This window comes from Larkinella harenae (assembly GCF_054780515.1).
Genome location: NZ_BAAGWE010000008.1, coordinates 151,789 through 171,647, shown reverse-complemented (window position 1 = coordinate 171,647; position 19,859 = coordinate 151,789). Strand labels below are relative to the sequence as shown.

17 protein-coding genes and 2 tRNA genes are annotated in these 19,859 nt (G+C 51.2%); 12 read left to right on the top strand and 7 right to left on the bottom strand.

What is annotated here, in order from left to right; all coding sequences use genetic code 11:
* The first annotated feature begins 14 nt into the window (after positions 1–14).
* On the top strand, positions 15–1,013 hold the full coding sequence (locus ACYVH9_RS26790) for a cation diffusion facilitator family transporter (protein ID WP_460639506.1): 999 nt from the start codon (positions 15–17) through the stop codon (positions 1,011–1,013).
* 538 nt (positions 1,014–1,551) lie between these two features.
* Here ACYVH9_RS26790 and elbB read toward each other — a convergent pair.
* Entirely contained in the window at positions 1,552–2,241 is a 690-nt protein-coding gene (elbB, locus tag ACYVH9_RS26785) for an isoprenoid biosynthesis glyoxalase ElbB (protein WP_460639505.1), read from the bottom strand.
* Between the two features lie 143 nt (positions 2,242–2,384).
* Here elbB and ACYVH9_RS26780 point away from each other — a divergent pair, with 143 nt between their 5' ends.
* Positions 2,385–2,762 (top strand): DUF3127 domain-containing protein, encoded by a 378-nt coding sequence (locus ACYVH9_RS26780; RefSeq protein WP_460639504.1) that lies wholly within the window; start codon positions 2,385–2,387, stop codon positions 2,760–2,762.
* Between the two features lie 49 nt (positions 2,763–2,811).
* On the opposite strand, the gene ACYVH9_RS26775 is transcribed toward ACYVH9_RS26780, so the two are convergent.
* The 3 genes from ACYVH9_RS26775 to ACYVH9_RS26765 all read right to left on the bottom strand — a co-directional run bounded on the left by ACYVH9_RS26775 (position 2,812) and on the right by ACYVH9_RS26765 (position 3,736).
* Positions 2,812–3,354 carry a DUF4136 domain-containing protein gene (locus tag ACYVH9_RS26775; protein WP_460639503.1) on the bottom strand — a complete coding sequence of 181 codons (543 nt, stop codon included), beginning with the start codon at positions 3,352–3,354 and terminating at the stop codon, positions 2,812–2,814.
* Positions 3,355–3,528: 174 nt separating this feature from the next.
* Positions 3,529–3,601, bottom strand: a tRNA-Lys gene (locus ACYVH9_RS26770).
* 62 nt (positions 3,602–3,663) lie between these two features.
* Positions 3,664–3,736, bottom strand: a tRNA-Lys gene (locus ACYVH9_RS26765).
* Between the two features lie 110 nt (positions 3,737–3,846).
* Between ACYVH9_RS26765 and ACYVH9_RS26760 the strand changes: the two genes are divergently transcribed.
* Positions 3,847–4,587 (top strand): hypothetical protein, encoded by a 741-nt coding sequence (locus ACYVH9_RS26760; RefSeq protein WP_460639502.1) that lies wholly within the window; start codon positions 3,847–3,849, stop codon positions 4,585–4,587.
* 65 nt (positions 4,588–4,652) lie between these two features.
* Here the strand turns inward: ACYVH9_RS26760 and ACYVH9_RS26755 are convergent, their stop codons facing one another.
* Positions 4,653–5,465 carry an SDR family oxidoreductase gene (locus tag ACYVH9_RS26755; protein ID WP_460639501.1) on the bottom strand — a complete coding sequence of 271 codons (813 nt, stop codon included), beginning with the start codon at positions 5,463–5,465 and terminating at the stop codon, positions 4,653–4,655.
* 175 nt (positions 5,466–5,640) lie between these two features.
* Between ACYVH9_RS26755 and ACYVH9_RS26750 the strand changes: the two genes are divergently transcribed.
* Complete coding sequence (locus tag ACYVH9_RS26750; protein WP_460639500.1) at positions 5,641–6,105, top strand: CHRD domain-containing protein; 465 nt, start codon at positions 5,641–5,643, stop codon at positions 6,103–6,105.
* 125 nt (positions 6,106–6,230) lie between these two features.
* On the opposite strand, the gene ACYVH9_RS26745 is transcribed toward ACYVH9_RS26750, so the two are convergent.
* Entirely contained in the window at positions 6,231–8,471 is a 2,241-nt protein-coding gene (locus ACYVH9_RS26745; RefSeq protein WP_460639499.1) for a T9SS type B sorting domain-containing protein, read from the bottom strand.
* Between the two features lie 68 nt (positions 8,472–8,539).
* On the opposite strand from ACYVH9_RS26745, the gene rlmD reads away from it, so the two are divergent.
* A complete protein-coding gene (gene rlmD / locus ACYVH9_RS26740; RefSeq protein WP_460639498.1) occupies positions 8,540–9,985 on the top strand; it encodes a 23S rRNA (uracil(1939)-C(5))-methyltransferase RlmD in 1,446 nt (481 codons plus the stop codon).
* A gap of 66 nt (positions 9,986–10,051) precedes the next feature.
* Here rlmD and dnaB read toward each other — a convergent pair whose 3' ends face one another.
* The gene (gene dnaB, locus ACYVH9_RS26735; protein ID WP_460639497.1) at positions 10,052–11,695 is read right to left on the bottom strand and encodes a replicative DNA helicase; all 1,644 of its coding nucleotides are present in this window, start codon (positions 11,693–11,695) and stop codon (positions 10,052–10,054) included.
* A 381-nt stretch (positions 11,696–12,076) separates the two neighbouring features.
* On the opposite strand from dnaB, the gene ACYVH9_RS26730 reads away from it, so the two are divergent.
* The 7 genes from ACYVH9_RS26730 to ACYVH9_RS26700 all read left to right on the top strand — a co-directional run bounded on the left by ACYVH9_RS26730 (position 12,077) and on the right by ACYVH9_RS26700 (position 19,799).
* Complete coding sequence (locus tag ACYVH9_RS26730; RefSeq protein WP_460639518.1) at positions 12,077–13,024, top strand: PhoH family protein; 948 nt, start codon at positions 12,077–12,079, stop codon at positions 13,022–13,024.
* The gene (locus ACYVH9_RS26725; protein ID WP_460639496.1) at positions 13,005–14,333 is read left to right on the top strand and encodes a M43 family zinc metalloprotease; all 1,329 of its coding nucleotides are present in this window, start codon (positions 13,005–13,007) and stop codon (positions 14,331–14,333) included. Before ACYVH9_RS26730 ends, ACYVH9_RS26725 begins: the two co-directional genes overlap by 20 nt.
* Before the next feature lie 75 nt (positions 14,334–14,408).
* Positions 14,409–14,858 carry a GNAT family N-acetyltransferase gene (locus ACYVH9_RS26720; protein ID WP_460639495.1) on the top strand — a complete coding sequence of 150 codons (450 nt, stop codon included), beginning with the start codon at positions 14,409–14,411 and terminating at the stop codon, positions 14,856–14,858.
* On the top strand, positions 14,858–16,954 hold the full coding sequence (locus ACYVH9_RS26715; RefSeq protein ID WP_460639494.1) for a ComEC/Rec2 family competence protein: 2,097 nt from the start codon (positions 14,858–14,860) through the stop codon (positions 16,952–16,954). Before ACYVH9_RS26720 ends, ACYVH9_RS26715 begins: the two co-directional genes overlap by 1 nt.
* Before the next feature lie 221 nt (positions 16,955–17,175).
* The gene (locus tag ACYVH9_RS26710) at positions 17,176–17,667 is read left to right on the top strand and encodes a YajQ family cyclic di-GMP-binding protein (RefSeq protein ID WP_460639493.1); all 492 of its coding nucleotides are present in this window, start codon (positions 17,176–17,178) and stop codon (positions 17,665–17,667) included.
* 31 nt (positions 17,668–17,698) lie between these two features.
* The gene (locus tag ACYVH9_RS26705) at positions 17,699–18,370 is read left to right on the top strand and encodes a TetR/AcrR family transcriptional regulator (protein ID WP_460639492.1); all 672 of its coding nucleotides are present in this window, start codon (positions 17,699–17,701) and stop codon (positions 18,368–18,370) included.
* Between the two features lie 85 nt (positions 18,371–18,455).
* Positions 18,456–19,799, top strand: a complete 1,344-nt coding sequence (locus tag ACYVH9_RS26700) for an ABC1 kinase family protein (protein ID WP_460639491.1) — start codon at positions 18,456–18,458, stop codon at positions 19,797–19,799.
* Positions 19,800–19,859: the final 60 nt, after the last annotated feature.

Genomic DNA, 19,859 nt, shown 5'->3' with positions numbered 1-19,859 from the left:
CACCCAATGGCTTCATGCTAACCATCCAGCAGACGAAATACAAGTGGATGACAATCTCCCTGGTTTTGAGTGTTGCCCTGATGCTGCTCAAGTTCACGGCCTGGTGGCTAACGTCTTCCACGGCCATTCTGACCGATGCGCTGGAATCGATAATTAATGTGATTGCCAGCGGGTTTGCGTTATACAGTATTTACCTTTCTGGTTTACCCCGCGATCGCAACCACCCGTACGGCCACGGCAAAATTGAGTTTTTTTCCTCCGGTTTTGAAGGGGCGTTGATTCTATCAGCCGGTGTTTTTATCATTTACCAGGCGATTGAGTCTTTTTACAATCCTCAACCGATCACGTACCTGGGTTGGGGGGGGGCGCTGGTTGCTCTGACTTCTGTTGCCAATGCCCTAATCGGCTGGCTGCTCATCCGGAATGGCCGAATTACCAATTCGATTACCCTCATTGCCGACGGCCGGCATTTGTTAACCGATAGCCTGAGTAGTGTGGTGGTGGTAGCCGGCATGGGCATGATCTGGCTAACAGGCCTGACCTGGCTGGACGGCATTCTGTCGCTAATCCTGTCGGGGTTGATTATCTGGAACGGTTTTGGATTGATTCGAGCTTCGGTAGCGGGCCTAATGGACGAAACTGATCTCCCCTTGCTTGAGCGCATCCTGGCTATTCTCAATCAAAACAAACATAGAAACTGGATTGACATCCATAACCTTCGGGCTCAGCGGTACGGTGCCGATGTGCACATCGATTGTCATCTGACACTGCCCTATTACTGGAATCTGGACAAGGTTCACCAGGAGGTACACGAGTTTGAAGAACTGCTGAAACGGGAAATCAATACGGAAGTGGAGATTTTTATCCATGCCGATCCCTGCCTGCCCGACTGCTGCCACTACTGCCGGATCGATGACTGTCCGGTGCGGAGTCAAGCTTTTTCCGGGGATGTAGAATGGACAATCGCCAACATCTCGACGAACCAAAAGCATTTTGTGCAGACAGCGCCGTAATGGCCCTACACGCTGACAAAAATTTATAAAATTTCCGGAAAAAAGTTGTCCCTTTGGAACTTTTTTGTAATTTTCGGAGAGAATTTAGTGCTCAAATGAGATACTTAATTCAGGTTGTATTCATATCCCGGTTAAAAAGGCCCTTCCTACCAACGGAGAGGGCCTTTTTCCTTTCAGGGGAAGCCTGGGGAAGTTGCTCAAAAAATAGGAATGTTACTAAGCGGCAGAGAGAACAGGTTTAAAATGATTCACTTTCGAACTTAGTTAGACTTTCAATCATCATTTTGAACAGATGTTCGCAAGCTTTGAAATCGACTAGACGCTAAACTAGTTTTTTCTGAATTAAGCTTTTTCCTCCAATTCGGATAAGCACCAAAACCAACTCTCGAGAGTGGTTTTGGAAATCTACATTGATAACAATTTAAATCTATCAATCCCAGTTCGTTTACCCAGTAGTGGTACCAAGAATGAGGGACAAGATTGGCGTTCATTGCTATGATTTTGGCAAAAATTTGAATCACCAATTCAAACCATACTGTTATTCCTCCTTTAGTAATTTCACTAATTCATCAATCGCCAGCCGGATGTTGTTTCGAACGTCCAGAATGGAAGCCTCCATCATGTAGCAAGGGGCGGTTATGATTTTGTATTCCCGATCAACCGCCACTTCCCGAACGGTTTTCATTTCGGCCTGTTGCCCCAGCGAAGTCATGCCCGCTGAAATGCTGCTGATTTCATATGGACTATCTTCGGCATCGGTTCCTACGGTGAGGTGGGCCGAAATGCCACTGCCCTCCAGGGCTTTGGCAATGGTGGTTGGACTCATACAAAGGCCGACGATCGGTTTTTTCTGAGCGATGAGGTCGAGGATCAATTGCCGGACTGGCTCCAGAATGGCTCCCTGGGGTCCTTCAAAGGCCCACTTGGTCAGGTTTTTAGCCGTACCAAAGCCGCCGGGCATTACCAGCGCGTCCAGTTCGTCGGCGGGAAGCGTGGCCAGGTTCCGGATGTTGCCCCGCGCAATCCGCGCGGATTCAACCAGCACGTTGCGAGTTTCCGCCATTTCTTCGCCGGTCAGGTGGTTTACCACATGATGCTGCGCCACATCGGGGGCCAGGCAAATCGTTTCGGCTCCCACTTCTTCCAGGGCTAAGAGGGTGAGTACTGCCTCGTGAATTTCGGTTCCATCATATACGCCGTTTCCGTGTAACAAAACGCCAATTTTCATCGTTCTGGGGATTATCTGAATGGTTTTTTGGGGGAAATTAAGTCAAAAAGTTGTAACTTCAACAATTCATTTCAACCTTCGCCCGGCGAAACGGTATTCGTTGAAAAGAAACCAAAACCGAAATCAATACATCAAATATGGCAATGGAATTAACAGGTAAACTGGTTAAAGTTTTGCCCGAACAATCGGGGCAGGGACGGAACGGAACCTGGACAAAACAACAATTTATAATCGAAACGATCGACCAGTTTCCCAAGCAGGTATGCCTGATGGCCTGGGGCGACAAAACGGGGGATTTGGCTCAGTTTGTGCCGGGCGACACCCTGCGGCTGGCCATCAGCATTGAATCGCGGGAGTACAACGACCGTTGGTATACCGACGTAAGAGCCTGGCGCATCGAAGCGGGCGAAGGCGGGGAACAGCCCGCTGCGGCACCTGCACCACGTCGCACGGAATCGCGTCCGGTCAACGATCGGCCGCTGACGGCTTTTGAAGAAGACGACAACGGACTGCCTTTCTAAGCCTTCTAACAGCATTCGGGCGGTTTTCAGACGTTGAAAGCCGCCCGATTTATAACCGGGCAAATAACTTCTCCATGCCCTCTTCCAGTTGTTTCTGGAGCTTCTCCGGCTTGTTGGGAACAATTCCTTCTACGATTCCCTGCCAGACCATTTCGTTGCGCTTGGCGTCGACCAGGTGCACATCAATAGTTCCCTGACGGTACTTACCCACCGGAACTTCACGACTCTGCCAGCTGTAGCGCCGTTGCCCAATGTAAAAGGGCGGATCGGTGCGAATGTCGGTTTGCCGGGTTTGCGTTTTTTCGTTAATGGCAACACCGATGTTCATCATCAGGTCGGGTTGAGAATCGACCCGGCGCAACCCTTTTCTAACGAGTTGGGTTTCGATTGCTTTTTTGAGGGCGTCGACCTGTGAGCGGTAAAAACCGCTTTGGGGCATGTCACCGATTGATTCAATGTCGGAGAACGCAAACGTGCGGTAATTGGTCAGGGCAAAATTCTCGGCTGGTTCGGTTTTGACTACGCGTACGGAGCTGCAAGCCGACAGAATCAATAAGGAGGCCGCAAAAGCAAAGGAGACAATCGTTTTCATGGTTTTAATAACGCTCACCAGTTAGAAGTCGGAAATCTAATGCATAACCGATCGGAGCCCGGAAAGTTGATAAAGGAGGTATAGATACTCACTATAGTGCGAATCAGGTCCAGGCCGGCTTCGGAACGTAAGAACCGCTGTAAACAAAAAAAGCGCACTTTCGTGCGCCTTTTGTGATCCGGCTGGGATTCGAACCCAGGACCCATACATTAAAAGTGTATTGCTCTACCAGCTGAGCTACCAGATCGAAATCGGTAAAAGAGTAATGAATAATGAAGCTGGAAAATCGTTATTCATTGAGTTTTTTTGTGATCCGGCTGGGATTCGAACCCAGGACCCATACATTAAAAGTGTATTGCTCTACCAGCTGAGCTACCAGATCAAAAAAGGAGAAGATGAAAAGAAATGATCTATACCGTAACCTTTCTACTTTTACCTTTTGTAATTTTGAGCTGCTTCCCAAAATTGCGATGCAAAAGTACCTTTTCTGATATGAAAAAGCAAGGCTATTGGCTGAAATTGCTCTATTTTTTTTCTCTACTCGCCTTTTTTGGGGGGGCAGATGCGGTGGCCAAACAGGCTACGATAACCCTCTATCAGGCTGATTCTCTGTTTGCTGCCGGACGTTACCTGGACGCCGTTGACGCCTATGAAAAATATCTGAATTTAGCCCATAAACCGACCGATCCGATGCTCCTGAAACTGGCTTATGGCTGGGAAAAACAGGGCGACGTGGCAAAAATGCTCTATTACCTGCAAGTTTATTTTGACCGGCGACCCGACGAAGCAGTGTTGAAGAAGATGCACGATGTAGCAAGTCAGAATAACCTGCGGGGCTACGAAACCGACGACCTGAATTATTTTTACCTTTTCTACAAACAATACGGGTTGTACATTACCCTGGCGCTGGTGTTGCTGGGAACGTATGCTTTTGGGATTTTCTGGATGAAGTACCGCAACCGGGAACCGGCCCGCCGACGACACAAGCTGATTGTCCTGGCTTATTTGACGGGCCTGCTGCTGATGGTCAACCTGCCCGAAGGGTATCAGTCGGGGATCATCAACCGTGATCGGGTGTTGCTCCGGCGCGACCCGTCAGCCGCAGCGCCCGTGGCCGATGTAATCAGCCGGGGCCATAAAATCAATATCCTGGGCAGTCAGGATATCTGGCTCCACGTTTTCTGGAACGACGGGCTGTACTACGTCCGCAAAGACAACGTCTGGGTGATTTAGGGTGATCGTTTACGGTTTTAATCCGGGTGGTTAAAGCGGGTGCAGCCACTGAAAACCATCAACTGCTACATTTTTTTCAGCGGAGAGTCTTTTTCTTTCGCCAGCGTATTGTAGACCATGCGATCCGTCAGTCCGGGGAACAACTTGTTCAGGAAAACTACTAGCTTGCCCTGCGCGGTAAGCACCAGATCGCGTTTCCGGCGTTTTACGGCCTTCAAAATGTGATCGGCACATTCTTCCGCACTCATCATTTTGCTTTCGTCACGGACGGTTTCTCCCGCTACAGCGCCTTCATTGTTCAGGGCCGAATACCGGATGTTGGACGTCGTAAAGCCCGGGCAGGCCACCAGCACGTGGACACCGGTGTTCAGCAGTTCGGTTCGCAGGGCTTCGAGGAAACCGTTCATCGCGAATTTTGAAGCCGAATACCCGCTGCGAACCGGTAAGCCCCGGTAGCCAGCAATGGACGAAATGCCGACAATCGAACCTTTGGCTTGCAGAATATAGGGTAGGGCGTACCGGGTGGCATACACCGTTCCCATGAAATTAATGTCCATCACTTTTCGGATCACGTCCGGGTCCATGTCCAGCACCATCGAGCGCATTGTAATACCGGCGTTGTTGATCAGGATATCCAGCCGACCAAATTGCTGCACGGTTTTTTCGATCAACCGCTTTACGTCAGCTTCCACACTGACGTCGGCCTGGAGGCAAAGGTTGCGGATGCCACTCCGGCTTAATTCCGCGCCAACGGTTTCGAGCGACTCCAGCCGACGGGCGCAAATGACGATGATGGCCTGTTCACGGCCGAAGGCAAACGCCAGGGCTTTGCCTATTCCTGACGACGCACCGGTAATGACAACAACTTTGTCTTTCATGAAAATCTGGAAATACGGGATAATGCACGGCTGACAAATGGATATTTGTTACTTTTTGATAAGAAACTTCTCTTTAAAAAAAGTTATATACGTATTGCCCGCCTGAGGTTGTAGAGAATTTCAGCAAAGTTAGTATTATTGCGGAGCAATCTGGACCATTCAATATTCACGATTTATGAAAAGAACATTTGCTTATCTGATGACGGCCTTTCTGGCAACAGCCCTGGCGGTTTCATCCTGTGGACCCATTAAAGACGCACCTGACAAGAAAGATACCGTCGAATTTGAGGCAGCCTTAGCTGGTAACTGGGCACTTCCTGGTACGCCCTCATCCGCAACGGGAACGATGACTGGAACCTACAATAAACCAACCAAAGAATTATCGTACACGGTCAACTATACGGGAATTACGCCTACAGCAGCACGCATTCATTTGGCTCCAGGCGGCCCCGGAACCAATGGACCTGGCATTATTACTCTAACCTCGACAACGAGCCCGGCCAGTGGAAAAAGTACGTTAACGCAGGACCAGGAAAACGCCCTGATGGAAGGCCGGTTGTACGTGCTTCTGACCTCGCAACAGTATCCTGCCGGTGAAATTCGCGGTAATATCCAGCGGGTTCAGTTTACCAATAATTAATTATTGTTTCGTACCTACTGACCCTACTCGCCGTTATTCGGTGAAAAGGGGTGATCTTCAATAAGATTGTAACAAAAGAGCTACCTGATCAGTCAGGTAGCTCTTTTGTTTTCGTAAGAAGCTGGTTAGCGCAGGAGCGCTACCATTCCTTTGTAGGAGCGGTGCGTATACTGGATGGAGTAGTGGTAGTTGCCCGGCGGTAAATCAGCACCATCCCATTCAAAATCGCGGCTGGTTGACGAAAAAACCGCTTTTCCCCAACGATTTACAATATCCACCCGCCGAAACTGGTCCGCACAATTGTCGATGGGCAAATTCGGAACGCTGAACGTATCATTTTTGCCGTCTCCGTTGGGCGTGATGACGTTCGTGATGCTGATGTTATAATCCGTAGGAATATCCTTGATCACAAACGTGACGCGGGTGGTATCGTACTGGTTCGGACAGCTGCTGTCCTGCGAAATAAAATCCAGCTCGTAGGTCGCTTCGCTCTTGCCCTGCAAAACCGGGCAACCCGGTTGCCAGCTGAACGGTGAGGTGAGCGGTCCCTGACCGGTTTTTTCTTCGAACTGCATGCCCATGCTTTTCCAGTCGAAATGGTGGCCCACCGCGGTCAATTTGAGAATTTCCGGATCAGGATCTTCGGCGATGGCATCGAAACGGACGAGGGCCGGAATCGAGTCGGTCAGGGTTAGCTCGATAACCGGATGGTCGAGCGTGGTTTTTACGGTGGGGGCCCGGGTGGTGACCGGAGTTGCTTTCAGCCGGACGGTAACCGTGTCGCGCTGGTTGCGATTACAGCGGGTATCAGTAACAATAAAATCAATTACGTACTCCGACTGTCGTACCTGAGCGCATTGGGGTGTCCATTTAAATTGCTGGCTTACGGAGCCCTGCCCCGTTGCGCTGGGAAAACTCATTCCCATTTGGGTGATGTTAAAACCCCGCCCAACGGCCACGAGCGTAAGTTGGTCGCCATCCGGGTCGGTACCGTTTACCGTGAATTGCAGCGCTGTTCCCGCCTGAACGCTCGTCTGGTTGCCGGGTAATGTCGTGACAACATCCGGTTTCCGGTTGAGTTCCGGGGCCATTTCCAGCGTAATCACCAAGGTGTCCTGCAGTCCTTGCGGGCAGCCTTCGTCGGTGGCCAGCAGCGAAAGTTTAAGTGGTTTCCCTTCCGCCAGACACTGGTCGAAGCAAACGCGTGTTCGCACCGAGTCGCCCGAATTTCGGATGTGCACTTCATTCGGAGCGAAGGTAATGCCCTGGGCGGGGCCGTTCAAAACGCTTAACCGGACGCGCTGGTTCGGATCCAGATCCGTGATATAGAGATCCAGGCAATTGGCTTCTTTGCTGGTGATTTTTAAAACCGTTCCTTCCTGGTAAAAGGAGTTCTGCCCGGGCGGTCGCATGGCCAGGGAGGGAGGGTTATTTTTTTGACAATCAATTACTTTTAGCTGAAAGTCTCGTCGCACCAATCCGATTCGCTGCCAGATTCCGGCTGCATTTTTACGGTATTCCTCCACCTGTACGCAAAAGACAAATAACCCGACCTGGCCCGCTGTGACCGTCAGCAGGCCCGTTCGGGGATTGACCTGTAAGGGCGAAGGGCCCGGAATGGCCCGGTCCTGATTGAGTCCGCTGTTCCAGCGGACTTCCGGGTAGGCTGAGCTGGGTACGGCAATCTGAGGCCGGGGATTGTTGGTTGTGCTAAACCCGTTGTAGGGAGTTACCAGTCGGTATACCAGACTGTCACCATCCGAATCGGTAGCACCGAAGTCGAACGAGAAGGGCTGATTGACGCAGATGTAGTCGCCAACTACCTGCCGAAACGCCGGGGAAGAATTGATGACATCCGTTCGGCCGTTCCGCTGGGCCGGAAATTCCAGGTAAAACGTTGATCCGGCTGCACCGGGATTCTGAATATTGCTGATGATGTTGTTCCGGCAACACCGCTCCCAAACCATGTAATACCCCCGCGAATCGTTAAAGGCTTCCAAATTAAAAATGACGTTGCCGCCATAGCGCAAAAGCCGGGTGCGGAGGGAAGGAACGGCGCATTCGGGTTTGGTATAATTGACCAGCTGGGAGCTCACCAATGGCAGAGCAATTGACCCGATATACGCGTTGTCGCCTTTGCGGTAAATAAAAATGTCAACCGTTGGGTCAGTGGCATCCTGATTGCCATTGATATCGTCAAAGTAAAGGTTGAGGTTGATTTGGTGGGTATACGGACTTTGGTTGATTAAGCGTTTTAATTCCAGCTCTCCACCCACAATATGGGTGGCCGAAGCCGCCAAAGCCAGCCCTAACCAGCATCCCATAAACCAACTGCACCAGGCTGTAATCCGATAAAACTGTTTCATTCAGGTAAAAAGAGGGTTGTCGAAACGAAAATACGGTGCTTAATTTACAGAATTTATCACAGTAAAGTATGTCAGGAAAGACCCAAAAGAAGATACAACGGTTGCAAGGTGTTCGGATTGATGACGTTGCGGCAGAAGGAAAGTGCCTGGTTCGAACGGAAGAAGGGATCATATTTGTAGAGGGCCAACTGGGTGGGCCGGTGGCTGCGCCGGGTGATCTGGTTGATATCCGGGTAGTTAACCGAAAAAAGCAGTACCGCGAAGCGGTCGTCGAAAAAATACACGAATACGGCCCGAGCCGGGCCGAACCGTTCTGCCCCCATTTCGGAACCTGCGGAGGCTGCAAATGGCAGCATATCCAGTACAACGAGCAATTGCGGTTTAAGGGACAGCAGGTCGTTGATCACCTGACCCGCATTGGCAAGGTGCAGCTGCCGGCGGTTTTGCCCACGTTCCCGTCGCAGCAAACAACGTACTACCGCAACAAACTGGAGTTTACCTGCGCCGACGGGCGTTGGTTGACCCCGGAGGAAGTTCGTTCCGATTTGTCGCTCGACAAGCGGGCCGTCGGATTTCACATTCCCAAACGGTTTGATAAAATTTTGCCCATTGCGCATTGTTACCTGCAACCCGATCCCTCCAATGCCATTCGGCTGGCGGTAGGCGCGTACGCGTTTCAGCACGGGCTGAGCATGTACAACCTGAATTCGCACGTTGGTTTTCTGCGCACGGTAATTATTCGGACGGCCTCGACCGGACAGGTCATGGTGACCGTTCAGGTGGCGGAAGACCGGCCGCAGGAGCTGGAAGGACTCATGGATATGCTGAAAACTTCGTTTCCGCAGATCACCTCGCTGAATTATATTCTCAACCGCAAACTGAACGATTCGTACCAGGATCAGCACGTGGTGCCGTATTGGGGAAAACCGTACATTGAAGAGCAGATGGATGCGGGCGATGGGCAGCCGCTGACGTTCCGGGTTGGCCCCAAGTCCTTTTACCAGACCAATGCCACACAGGCGTTTGAGCTGTATAAAATTACCCGGGAGTGGGCCGGTCTGACGGGTTCGGAACGGGTGTATGATTTGTATACCGGCACCGGCACCATTGCGTTGTTTGTGGCCCGGCAAGCCAAAGAGGTGATTGGAATTGAGTATGTGGAACCGGCCGTGGAAGATGCGCGGGTAAATGCCGCGATCAACAATATCGAAAACGCGCGGTTTCTGGCGGGGGATATGGGCACCCTACTGACGCCCGCACTGTTTAAAAAATACGGAAAACCGGATGTGGTCATTACAGATCCTCCCCGGGCCGGAATGGACGAAGCCGTCACGCGTAACCTGTTATTGGCGGCTCCCCAGCGAATTGTTTACGTGAGTTGCAACACGGCAACCCAAGCCCGCGATTTGGCCATTCTGGACGAATTGTACGAAGTGAAAGCCGTGCAGCCCGTCGACATGTTTCCGCACACGCACCATGTAGAAAACATAGTAAAGCTGGAGAAAAGAAATTAAGACCTAAGACTGCAGCGGTATGAATTTACGCTCCGCGGCAGCAACGCCTACCGCTGCAGTCTTAGCTCAAAACGGGGTTTCCTGCTGGTTTGGATCGACGAAACCAAAGTTGGAGAGCCCACCGGAATTCGGGGGAGTATTTAGGTTGTTGGCTTTGCTTTTGAGAATACCGCCCTGGTTTTCAAAGGATTGTGCGCCGGATAGCTTAGGGTCAAAACCAGCCGATGGCCCCCCAAAAGGAGCGGGTGCCTGCGGCATGAAGAACGAGTCCAGGTCGCCAAATTTGGTGTACTTCCCGATAAACCGCAGTTGAACGGTATCCAGGGAGCCACTCCGGTTTTTAGCAATAATGACCTCGCCGATTCCGGAGACGGAATTGCCTTGTTCATCGGCGGTAATTCCGTAGTATTCAGGGCGGTACAGGAAAATAACCATATCGGCATCCTGCTCAATGGAACCGGATTCCCGAAGGTCAGAAAGCTGCGGTTTTTTGTCGCCACCCCGGGTTTCTACAGCCCGGCTTAACTGCGACAGGGCAATGACCGGTACGTTAAGTTCTTTGGCGAGGTTTTTCATCGCCCGCGAAATCGAGGCAATTTCCTGTTCCCGGTTCCCACCTGGGCGGCCCGATGAATCCCCCGACATGAGCTGGAGGTAGTCAATCACCACCATTTGAATGTCATGCTGGGCTTTCAACCGACGGCATTTGGCCCGCATTTCCAGAATCGACAGGGCGGGGGTGTCGTCGATAAAAATAGGGGCTTCGGTCAGTTTTTGAATCTTATGGTGGAGCTGCGCCCATTCGTGCGGAGCCAGGTTTCCTTTCTTGATTTTTTCACTGTCAATTTCGGCTTCGGCCGAAATCAACCGGTTAACCAGCTGAACCGAAGACATCTCGAGTGAGAAAATGGCTACGGCCTGGCCAAAATCAACGGCGGCATTGCGGAGCGCACTCACGACGAAGGCGGTTTTCCCCATACCGGGCCGGGCGGCCAGAATAATCAATTCCGAACGCTGCCAGCCGGACGTCAGCCGGTCGAGGGCACTGAACCCCGACGGGACGCCGGTCAGGCCGTCCTTCATGTTTTTTTTCTGCTCCAGCTCGTCCAGGGCCTGCCGCATGATGGTGCCCATGTCGGCGTAATTTTTCCGGATGTTGGATTCGGAAATCCGGAACATGGACTGTTCGATGCGGTCGAGGAGGTTAAAGACATCGGTGGTGTCTTCGTACGCATCCCGCTGAATTTCGTTGGCAACGGTAATCAGCGCCCGCTTAATGGACGCTTCGGCAATGACCCGGGCGTGGTACTCAATGTTGGCTGCCGAAGAAACCCGGGTTGTCAGATCGGTAATGTAACCACCACCGCCAACGATTTCGATTTCGCCATTTTTACGCAGTTGCTGCGTAACGGTCAGCATATCAACCGGTTCGGCGTTTCCAAACAGGGTGACGATGGCGTTGTAGATCCGTTGATTGGCCTCTTTGTAAAAACTTTCCGGCTTTAGAATGTCGATGACCGCTGAAAGGGCATCTTTTTCGATCATCAACGCTCCCAGTACCGCTTCTTCCAGGTCAATGGCCTGGGGAGGTAGTTTTCCCAATCCGGTGGGCGTCAGCATGTGGTTCACACCATCGGACAGGCTGCGTCGATTGTTACCCGTGTAGGGGGTCTTACGAAAGGGAGAATTGGTGGGGCGATCGTTTTCCATTATAATGCAAGTATAGCCAATCATTGATACAATGAAAAGCCGTTGGACGAATACCCAGGATTGATTTGGTTACGAATTGGAATAGTAAGTTCTTGGCTCTAAAGTACATATTCTTTAGCGCCAGGCTTAAAAATCAAAGAAAAAAAAACGTCAATTTAGCTTACGGCTGACGGACATCCTTGAACGGCAGTCAGGCTTGTTTGCGCATAAATGGCAAAGCGGCTCCTCGGTCGATGCAAATGATTAACCATGAAGAGTTTGCGGATATTTGGGGCAACGGGGAGATAATAATTGATAAATTTTGTTGTTTAGTACGTACGATCCCCTAAATTTAGAAGGGAAATTAGTCGTAATGCTCACACTGAAAACATGAACCTTGATTTGGTAGAAAAAGTAATCACCCTTGACAATGTATCACTCATCGACTTTTTAGGCGTTGAAAACAACAACATCAAAGAGGTAGCGGCCGCCTTTCCGATGAGTAAAATTATTTCCCGAGGTAACGAAATCCGCATCAAAGGAACGAGCCCGGAAATTTCCCGTATTACCGACATTCTGGATTCGCTGCTTGAGCATTACCAGCGTTACGGCAAACTTACGCACGAAAACGTCAGGAGCTTTTTGCAAAACACGGAACGCGAGACGCAGGCGATTGTGCAGCCGGATGACAACGTTCTGGTGTACGGAACCAAAGGCGTGATTGTACGGGCGAAAACCGCTAATCAGCAGCGGCTGGTCGATGTTTCGGAAAAGTACGATCTGGTGTTTGCCGTTGGCCCAGCCGGAACGGGAAAAACCTACACAGCGGTGGCTATTGCGGTTCGGGCGCTGAAAAATAAGGAAGTTAAAAAAATTATCATCACCCGCCCGGCCGTAGAAGCGGGTGAAAACCTGGGGTTTCTGCCCGGGGATCTGAAAGAAAAGATCGACCCGTACCTGCGACCCATCTACGACGCCCTGGATGATATGATCCCGGCCGAAAAACTAAAAACATACATTGAAAACCGGACGATCGAAATTGCCCCGCTGGCGTATATGCGCGGTCGTACCCTCAATAATGCGTTTATCTTACTGGACGAAGCCCAGAATACGACGCCGATGCAGATGAAAATGTTTCTGACGCGGATGGGTCCGAATTCGAAAGCAATCATCACGGGCGACCGCTCGCAGATTGACTTGCCGAAAAACCAGCGCTCGGGTCTGATCGAAGCCGTTGACATTCTGAAAGATATTAAAGGAATTGCCTTCGTTGAGCTGGATGGAAGTGATGTAGTTCGGCACCGGTTGGTTAGAGAAATCATCACGGCGTATGAACGGTCTGAAAAATAAGCCGTGGATTGCGGTATTGGGACTTTTACTTGGTCTGGGACTGCCGGACTCACGGGCGCAACTGCCCGTGAGTCCGCAGCGTTGTGGCATCGAGGCCCGGGAACTGACGTTGCAGAAACGGGATCCCGATCGGTTGAACAAACGCCAGCAGCTGAATGAACAGGTGCAACAACTCATCAGCCGCCGGTCGAAGGAGCAAGACAAGGCCCGAATCGGGGAAGTCGTGTACCGGATTCCGGTGGTGGTGCACATCGTACACAACAACTCGTCCGGATTTGTTGGGGGTGCCAATAATACCAATATTTCCGATGAGCAGGTTGCCTCCCAGATTCGGGTCCTGAACGAAGATTACCGACGCATGCCGGACACCCGGGGGTTCAACACCAGCCCGATTGGGGCTGATACCGGTATTGAATTTTTTCTGGCCCGCGTTGATCCGGAGGGCAAGGCGACGAATGGTATTACCCGGCATTACACGGAAAAAGCCAGTTTTGACATTTACGATAGCTTCAGCGGTGACGACATCCAATTGTCGCAGATTGCATATTGGTCCAGCGATCAGTACCTGAACATCTGGGTGACAACGTTGAAGAATGAGTACCTGGGCTATGCCCAATTTCCGGAAGCGACGGGAATACCGGGATTAGCTCCGCTGGAAAACGAGCGCACCGATGGCGTTATCATTGATTATCGGTATTTCGGAAGCAATACCGGGGCGGTGACCAGCCCTATTTATAAATATGGCCGTACGACGACACACGAAGTCGGGCATTGGCTGGGCCTGATTCATACCTGGGGCGATTCATTCTGTGGGGACGATTATTGCAACGATACCCCGCCAACTGAAAGTGCCAATCAAAGTACGTCCTGCCCCGAGCTGTATTCCAACTGCAACGGGGTTCGGACCCGCAATCTGATTGAAAATTACCTGGACTACACGCCGGATGCTTGTATGAATCTTTTTACGCAGGACCAACGGGCCCGAATGCGGGCGGTAATTGAAGCCAGTCCGCGCCGTCAGCGGGTGGTGCGATCGGCTGATCCATTGCCGCAAACGGAAACCCTGACGGTGAATGTTTACCCGAATCCCGCGCAACGGCAATCGACACTGGAGGTGTTATTTACCGGATTTCAGTCTTTTAAAATAGATATTGTCGATCTGTCGGGTCGGGTGATCCGGACGCAGAACTACGACAATTATCCCAGTTCTTCCATTAGTCTGCCGCTGGAAACCCTGGATCGGGGCGTGTATTTTGTGAAAGTTCGTACTGATAAAGAATCGGCCTCCCGCCGGTTGCTGATTCATTAGGGTACGGTTTTGGTGATCGGTAATGTGCCCATGGGCAGCGATCATGAATCAACCGTATTCGTAAACCTCCCGCGTATGATTGACGTGATTCAAGTGAGTAGCCCGACAGAAATGCAGCAGGTTTTTGCGATCCGTGAAGCCGTCTTTGTGAAAGAACAGAAAGTGCCGGCTGAGGAAGAATACGATGAATTTGAATCCATTAGCCACCATTTTCTGGCGCTTTACAACGGGAAACCCGGTGGGGCGGCCCGCTGGCGTAAAACCTCGAATGGCATCAAACTGGAGCGGTTTGCTGTGCTGGCTCGTTTTCGCGGAAAAGGGGTAGGGCAAGCGCTGGTGCAGGCGGTGCTGGATGATATTTTCAATCAGCAGCCCGAACCTATTGAATCCATCTACCTGAATGCACAGGTAACGGCCATGCCGCTGTACGCCAAGTTTGGTTTTAAGGCCGTAGGACAACAATTTGAAGAATGCGGGATTCCGCATTACAAAATGGTGTTGCCTGCTTCATCGTTTCCTGCCTGATGCTACGCTGGAATGCTTATCCGTTTGTTCGCTACGTGCTGGCGCTAATGAGCGGAATGCTGGCCTACCTGCTGTTGCCGGAGGTTGAAATTTATGTTGTTATCTTTTTGTTGCTTGTCAATGCAAGTTTATTTGTCTTTGCCACTACGCAGCATCCCACAAATTGGTCTCTGCTAAAAGGAGGAACCGGTTTGCTGATGCTGGCTAGCCTGGGCTGGCTGACAACGGATTTGCACACGGTGACAAACGATCCCGAACATTGGGTTCATTTGCATCGGCCGGTTCGGGCGTACGAAGCCGTTGTCAGTTCGCAGGCTGAAAGCCGGGCCAAAACTTTTCGACTGGAACTGGAGGTTCGGCGGGTGCTGGCTGATAGCTGCTGGCAGCCCGTCCGTGGCCGTTTGATTGTATACATGGATAAAAACATACCGGAAAAACCTCGCTACGGCGACGTTTGGCTGGTACGAGGGGAGCCCCGCACCATTGATCCGCCTTTAAATCCGGGTGAATTTAATTACAAACAATTTCTGTCCCATCGGGGCATTTTCCATCAACAATACGTACAACCAGACGATCGGATGGTGCTGGGCAATCAACCCGCCAACCAGTTGACCGCCCGGGCGTACGCCATCAACGAATGGGCCGACAGCGTTTTTACGAGCCACTTGGGCAATGGAGCGGAGTTTGCCATTGTCAAGGCGATGATTCTGGGGCTGCGCGACGGGATTGATCCCGACTTGCAGCAGGCGTATTCGGTAGCGGGGGCCGTTCACATTCTATCGGTTTCGGGCCTGCATGTGGGGGTGTTATTTGCCGCAGTGGGGTTCGTTTTTGCCTTTTTGAAACGCCGAAAGGGAGGCCAATACCTATTTGCCGTCCTTATGTTGGCCCTGCTTTGGTTTTACGCCCTGATGACGGGTTTTTCGGCACCGGTGCTACGGTCGGCCATCATGTTTTCGCTGCTGTTGATAGGCCAGACCATCGGACGCGTGAACAACCCGTTGAATACCCTGGCGGCCTCGGCCTTTCTGATTTTGCTGTACGACCCGTACGCGCTGACAACGGTCGGCTTTCAACTGTCGTACCTGGCCATCGGTGCTTTAATCGTATGGCAACAACCACTTTATCAAAGCATTACCCTGCGGTATCGCTGGGCCGACGCCTTATGGAAAATAACGGCAGTGGCGCTGGTGGCCCAGTTGCTGACGTTTCCATTGAGTATTTACCATTTCCACCAGTTTCCGACCTATTTCTGGCTCGCCAATCCACTGGTTATTCCGTTGTCGTCGCTCGTGCTGGTGCTGGCCATGAGTTTGCTGGTGGTCGGCTGGCTGCCTTTGGTGGGCGTGTTGGTTGGTAAAATGCTGTATGGGACGATGTGGTTATTGAATCAGTGTATTCTCGCAACAGAGCAACTGCCGTATGCCGCTCTCAAACCGTTGATGGTAACGGGTTGGGAACTGCTGATGCTGTATGCACTTATTTTTTTGGGAGCCGCCCTGTTGGCTTACCGGCAGAAACGATTGGGCTGGGCCGTCGCCGTTTGTGCGGTTTTCCTGACGGTTTCGGTGGGCTGGACTACTGTGCGTCGAAAAACGCAGCGGTTATTGATAGTTCATTTTGTACCGCACCAATCGGCGCTCAGTTTCGTACACGGAAAGGAAGCTTTTCTGCTGACCACTGCGACGGTATCGGACAAAAGTCCGGAAGTGAGATTTTACATTCGAAACACCTGGGACAGTCTGGGAGTTAGCCAGATCAGCTACACGCATCCGGGTCAAATTGATCCCCGACTACCGGTTTTTCGGGATGAACGGTTTGCGCTGGTTAGCTGGCAGGGAAAAAGCCTACTCATTGTCAACCGACTGGGCAGAAAGGATCGATGGCGGTTGCCAGCGGTGGTTGATTACCTGGTTATCAGCAAAAACGCCGTGCAGGAATGGGATCAACTGAAAGGACGGGTGGTGGCCCGTCACATCATTTTCGATGACTCCAACAAAACCCCATTGACGGATCGGTTGCTGGCCGAAGCACGGCAACGCGGCATTTCCTGCCATTCCGTTCGTCAGCAGGGAGCGTTTGTTGCCCCGTTTTAAAGGGCCATTTCATGCCCGGGATTGTCCAACCGAATGGCCATCCCCACGCCTGGGCTTAACCAAACCCAAGCCACCTGATGGCGTCCAGGTGTCCAACACCGTAGCGCCTTTTCGAGGCAAATGTCGCGTGAGCGGGTTGGAGCGTTATGGAAATGCCTTTACATTTGCGGGGAGTAGACGACCGTTTTTAATTTCTTTCCCTGTACTAGCCGCTACCCATTATGGCTTCATTTGATATTGTTAGTAAAGTTGACCTGCAAACCCTGGACAATGCCATTAATGTGGCGATCAAGGAGATTGCTAACCGCTATGATTTACGGAACAGCAAAACCAGCGTAGAACTCAATAAAAAGGACCTGAACGTCCGGATCGATACCGACAACGATATGAGCCTGAAATCGGTGGAGGATGTTCTGTTGGCCCGCATGGTGAAACAGGGTGTTGATGGGCGAAGCCTGGATTTTTCGGCGGAACCCCAGCCGTCGGGAAATCGGCTGCGACGGGATCTGAAAATTCGCCAGGGTTTGGATAAGGATCAGCAGCGTAAAATCCTGAAACTGATCAAGGAACACTTTCCCAAGATCACCGCTCAGGCAATGGATGACCAGGTGCGCGTGACGAGTAAAAAGATCGATGATCTGCAAGCGGTGATTGGCATGTTGCGCCGGGCTGAGCTGGAGATTTCTTTGCAGTTTGTGAACATGAAAAGCTAAACTTTTTTTCCAGACGCTTCGTTCTCAAAGCATGGAGAAACAGGAAAAAATCCGTAAAGCCTACGTTGATTACGTGCTTGAAAACGGAGCCCCACCACCGAGCGTTTTTCAGTTTGCGAAAAAATTGAAGCTGTCGGAAGCCGAATTTTACCAGGAGTACACCTCCTTTGAATCCATCGAAGCCGATGTCTGGCTGGCTATTTTTAAGCAGACGGTGCAATCCATCGAGGCCGACCCGGTTTATCAGACGTACTCTGTTCGGGAAAAACTGCTGGCCTTTTATTATACCTGGATTGAAGCGCTGAAAGCCCAGCGCAGTTTTGCAGTTTTCAGTTACGAACGGATGCGTGCAATGGCGGAACCGTCGTCGCCGGTTGCCAGGGTGCGCCGGGCCAAATCGTCTCCGCGGGTTTTGCATCTTTTCAAAGATGCTTATTTTGATTATATCCGGGATTTGCTGGCCGAAGGACGCGAGAGCAAGGAGGTGGAACCGCGGCCTTTTCTGTCGGATCGCTACGCCGACGGGCTGTGGTTGCAAACCGGGTACATTCTCCAGTTCTGGATCAACGACGTCAGCAAGAATTTCGAAAAAACCGATACTGTCATCGAAAAGTCCGTTAATACGGCGTTTGATCTGATCGGGCGTTCTCCGCTGGATTCGCTGTTTGATCTGGCCAAATTCCTCTATCAAAATAAAGGATGAACCAGAAGGAAATGGTGAAGTAGGAATGATGCGTTAAAGGCCAATCCATTCATCGTTCCTACTTCATCATACCAAGCTAAGCTACATGAAAACCCAGAATCATATCCCGACTTCCAAAGTGGCCCGCGCCAGTCAGTTTGTTAAAGCGGGGGTGAAAGTTGGTGGCAATTACCTGAAACATTACGGTAAAAAACTGCTGGATCCCGAACTGACTAAAGAAGAACTGCATCAGGACAACGCAACCGATATTTACAAGGCGCTGAGTGAACTGAAGGGCAGCGCCCTGAAAATGGCGCAGATGCTCAGTATGGACCGGAATATTTTGCCGCGGGCCTACGTCGATCAGTTCACCATGTCGCAGTATTCGGCGCCCCCGCTGTCGGGGCCGCTGGTGGTCAAGCTGTTTCGGACGTATTTTAATAAAACACCCCAGCAGATTTACGACCGGTTTGACATGAATGCCGTCAATGCCGCATCGATTGGGCAGGTCCATCAGGCCTGGAAAAACGGTAAGAAGCTGGCGGTCAAGGTCCAATACCCGGGCGTGGCCGATAGTGTTAGTTCCGACCTGCGGATTGCCAAACCCCTGGCCATTCGGTTGTTGAACCTGAATGAAAAGGATATCAACCGCTACATGGGCGAGGTGGAGTCGAAGCTGTTGGAAGAAACCGATTACGAGCTGGAGCTCAACCGCTCAATCTATATTTCCGGGCGTTGCGCGTCGATTCCAAACCTGGTTTTTCCGACGTACTACCCCGAATTGTCGAGCCAGCGCATTCTGACGATGGACTGGCTCGACGGTTTTCATATGAAGGATTTTCTGAAAACGAACCCATCGGCGGAGGTGCGGAATCAGATTGGTCAGGCACTCTGGGACTTTTACCATTTTCAGATTCACGAACTCCGGCAGGTGCATGCCGATCCGCACCCGGGTAATTTTCTGATGCGCACCGATGGCAAGATGGGCGTAATTGATTTCGGCTGCGTGAAAGTGATTCCGGAGTTCTTTTATGACAATTATTTTCGGTTGATCAACTTTGATACGCTGGATGATGAACAGGCAACGCTGGCGATTTTCCGGAATCTGGAGTTCATTGTTCCCGACGATTCGCCCAAGGAGCAGGCTTTTTTTGCCGACTTGTTCAAGAAAATGATTGTGTTGCTCGGCAAACCGTTTGCTTCGCCCACCTTCGATTTTGGGGACGATACCTATTTCGATACCGTGTACGGTTTTGCGGAAGAGCTGGCGAATGTACAGGAATTGAAAAACTCGAAAGTGGCGCGGGGGTCACAGCACGGTTTGTACATCAACCGCACGTACTTTGGGCTTTATTCCATGCTTAATGAACTGAAGGCCAACGTTGTTACGCACAAACCCGACTGGCTGGTGTCGAAAAAACTGCGGCAGCAATTGCAAAACGAGGCTTAAGATTTAGCGGTGTTGCGGTATTTTCATTTACTTTGATCCCGTTTCCGCTTGACTATAGCT

What these genes read in the sequence shown, in the direction of transcription:
- ACYVH9_RS26745 (WP_460639499.1), bottom strand. Translation starts at nt 8,471, where the DNA reads ATGAAACAGTTTTATCGGATTACAGCCTGGTGCAGTTGGTTTATGGGA.
- dnaB (WP_460639497.1), bottom strand. Translation starts at nt 11,695, where the DNA reads ATGGAAAACGATCGCCCCACCAATTCTCCCTTTCGTAAGACCCCCTAC.
- ACYVH9_RS26780 (WP_460639504.1), top strand. Translation starts at nt 2,385, where the DNA reads ATGGAATTAACAGGTAAACTGGTTAAAGTTTTGCCCGAACAATCGGGG.
- ACYVH9_RS26760 (WP_460639502.1), top strand. Translation starts at nt 3,847, where the DNA reads ATGAAAAAGCAAGGCTATTGGCTGAAATTGCTCTATTTTTTTTCTCTA.
- ACYVH9_RS26700 (WP_460639491.1), top strand. Translation starts at nt 18,456, where the DNA reads ATGAAAACCCAGAATCATATCCCGACTTCCAAAGTGGCCCGCGCCAGT.
- ACYVH9_RS26715 (WP_460639494.1), top strand. Translation starts at nt 14,858, where the DNA reads ATGCTACGCTGGAATGCTTATCCGTTTGTTCGCTACGTGCTGGCGCTA.
- ACYVH9_RS26750 (WP_460639500.1), top strand. Translation starts at nt 5,641, where the DNA reads ATGAAAAGAACATTTGCTTATCTGATGACGGCCTTTCTGGCAACAGCC.
- elbB (WP_460639505.1), bottom strand. Translation starts at nt 2,241, where the DNA reads ATGAAAATTGGCGTTTTGTTACACGGAAACGGCGTATATGATGGAACC.
- ACYVH9_RS26705 (WP_460639492.1), top strand. Translation starts at nt 17,699, where the DNA reads ATGGAGAAACAGGAAAAAATCCGTAAAGCCTACGTTGATTACGTGCTT.
- ACYVH9_RS26775 (WP_460639503.1), bottom strand. Translation starts at nt 3,354, where the DNA reads ATGAAAACGATTGTCTCCTTTGCTTTTGCGGCCTCCTTATTGATTCTG.
- rlmD (WP_460639498.1), top strand. Translation starts at nt 8,540, where the DNA reads ATGTCAGGAAAGACCCAAAAGAAGATACAACGGTTGCAAGGTGTTCGG.
- ACYVH9_RS26710 (WP_460639493.1), top strand. Translation starts at nt 17,176, where the DNA reads ATGGCTTCATTTGATATTGTTAGTAAAGTTGACCTGCAAACCCTGGAC.
- ACYVH9_RS26790 (WP_460639506.1), top strand. Translation starts at nt 15, where the DNA reads ATGCTAACCATCCAGCAGACGAAATACAAGTGGATGACAATCTCCCTG.
- ACYVH9_RS26755 (WP_460639501.1), bottom strand. Translation starts at nt 5,465, where the DNA reads ATGAAAGACAAAGTTGTTGTCATTACCGGTGCGTCGTCAGGAATAGGC.
- ACYVH9_RS26720 (WP_460639495.1), top strand. Translation starts at nt 14,409, where the DNA reads ATGATTGACGTGATTCAAGTGAGTAGCCCGACAGAAATGCAGCAGGTT.
- ACYVH9_RS26725 (WP_460639496.1), top strand. Translation starts at nt 13,005, where the DNA reads ATGAACGGTCTGAAAAATAAGCCGTGGATTGCGGTATTGGGACTTTTA.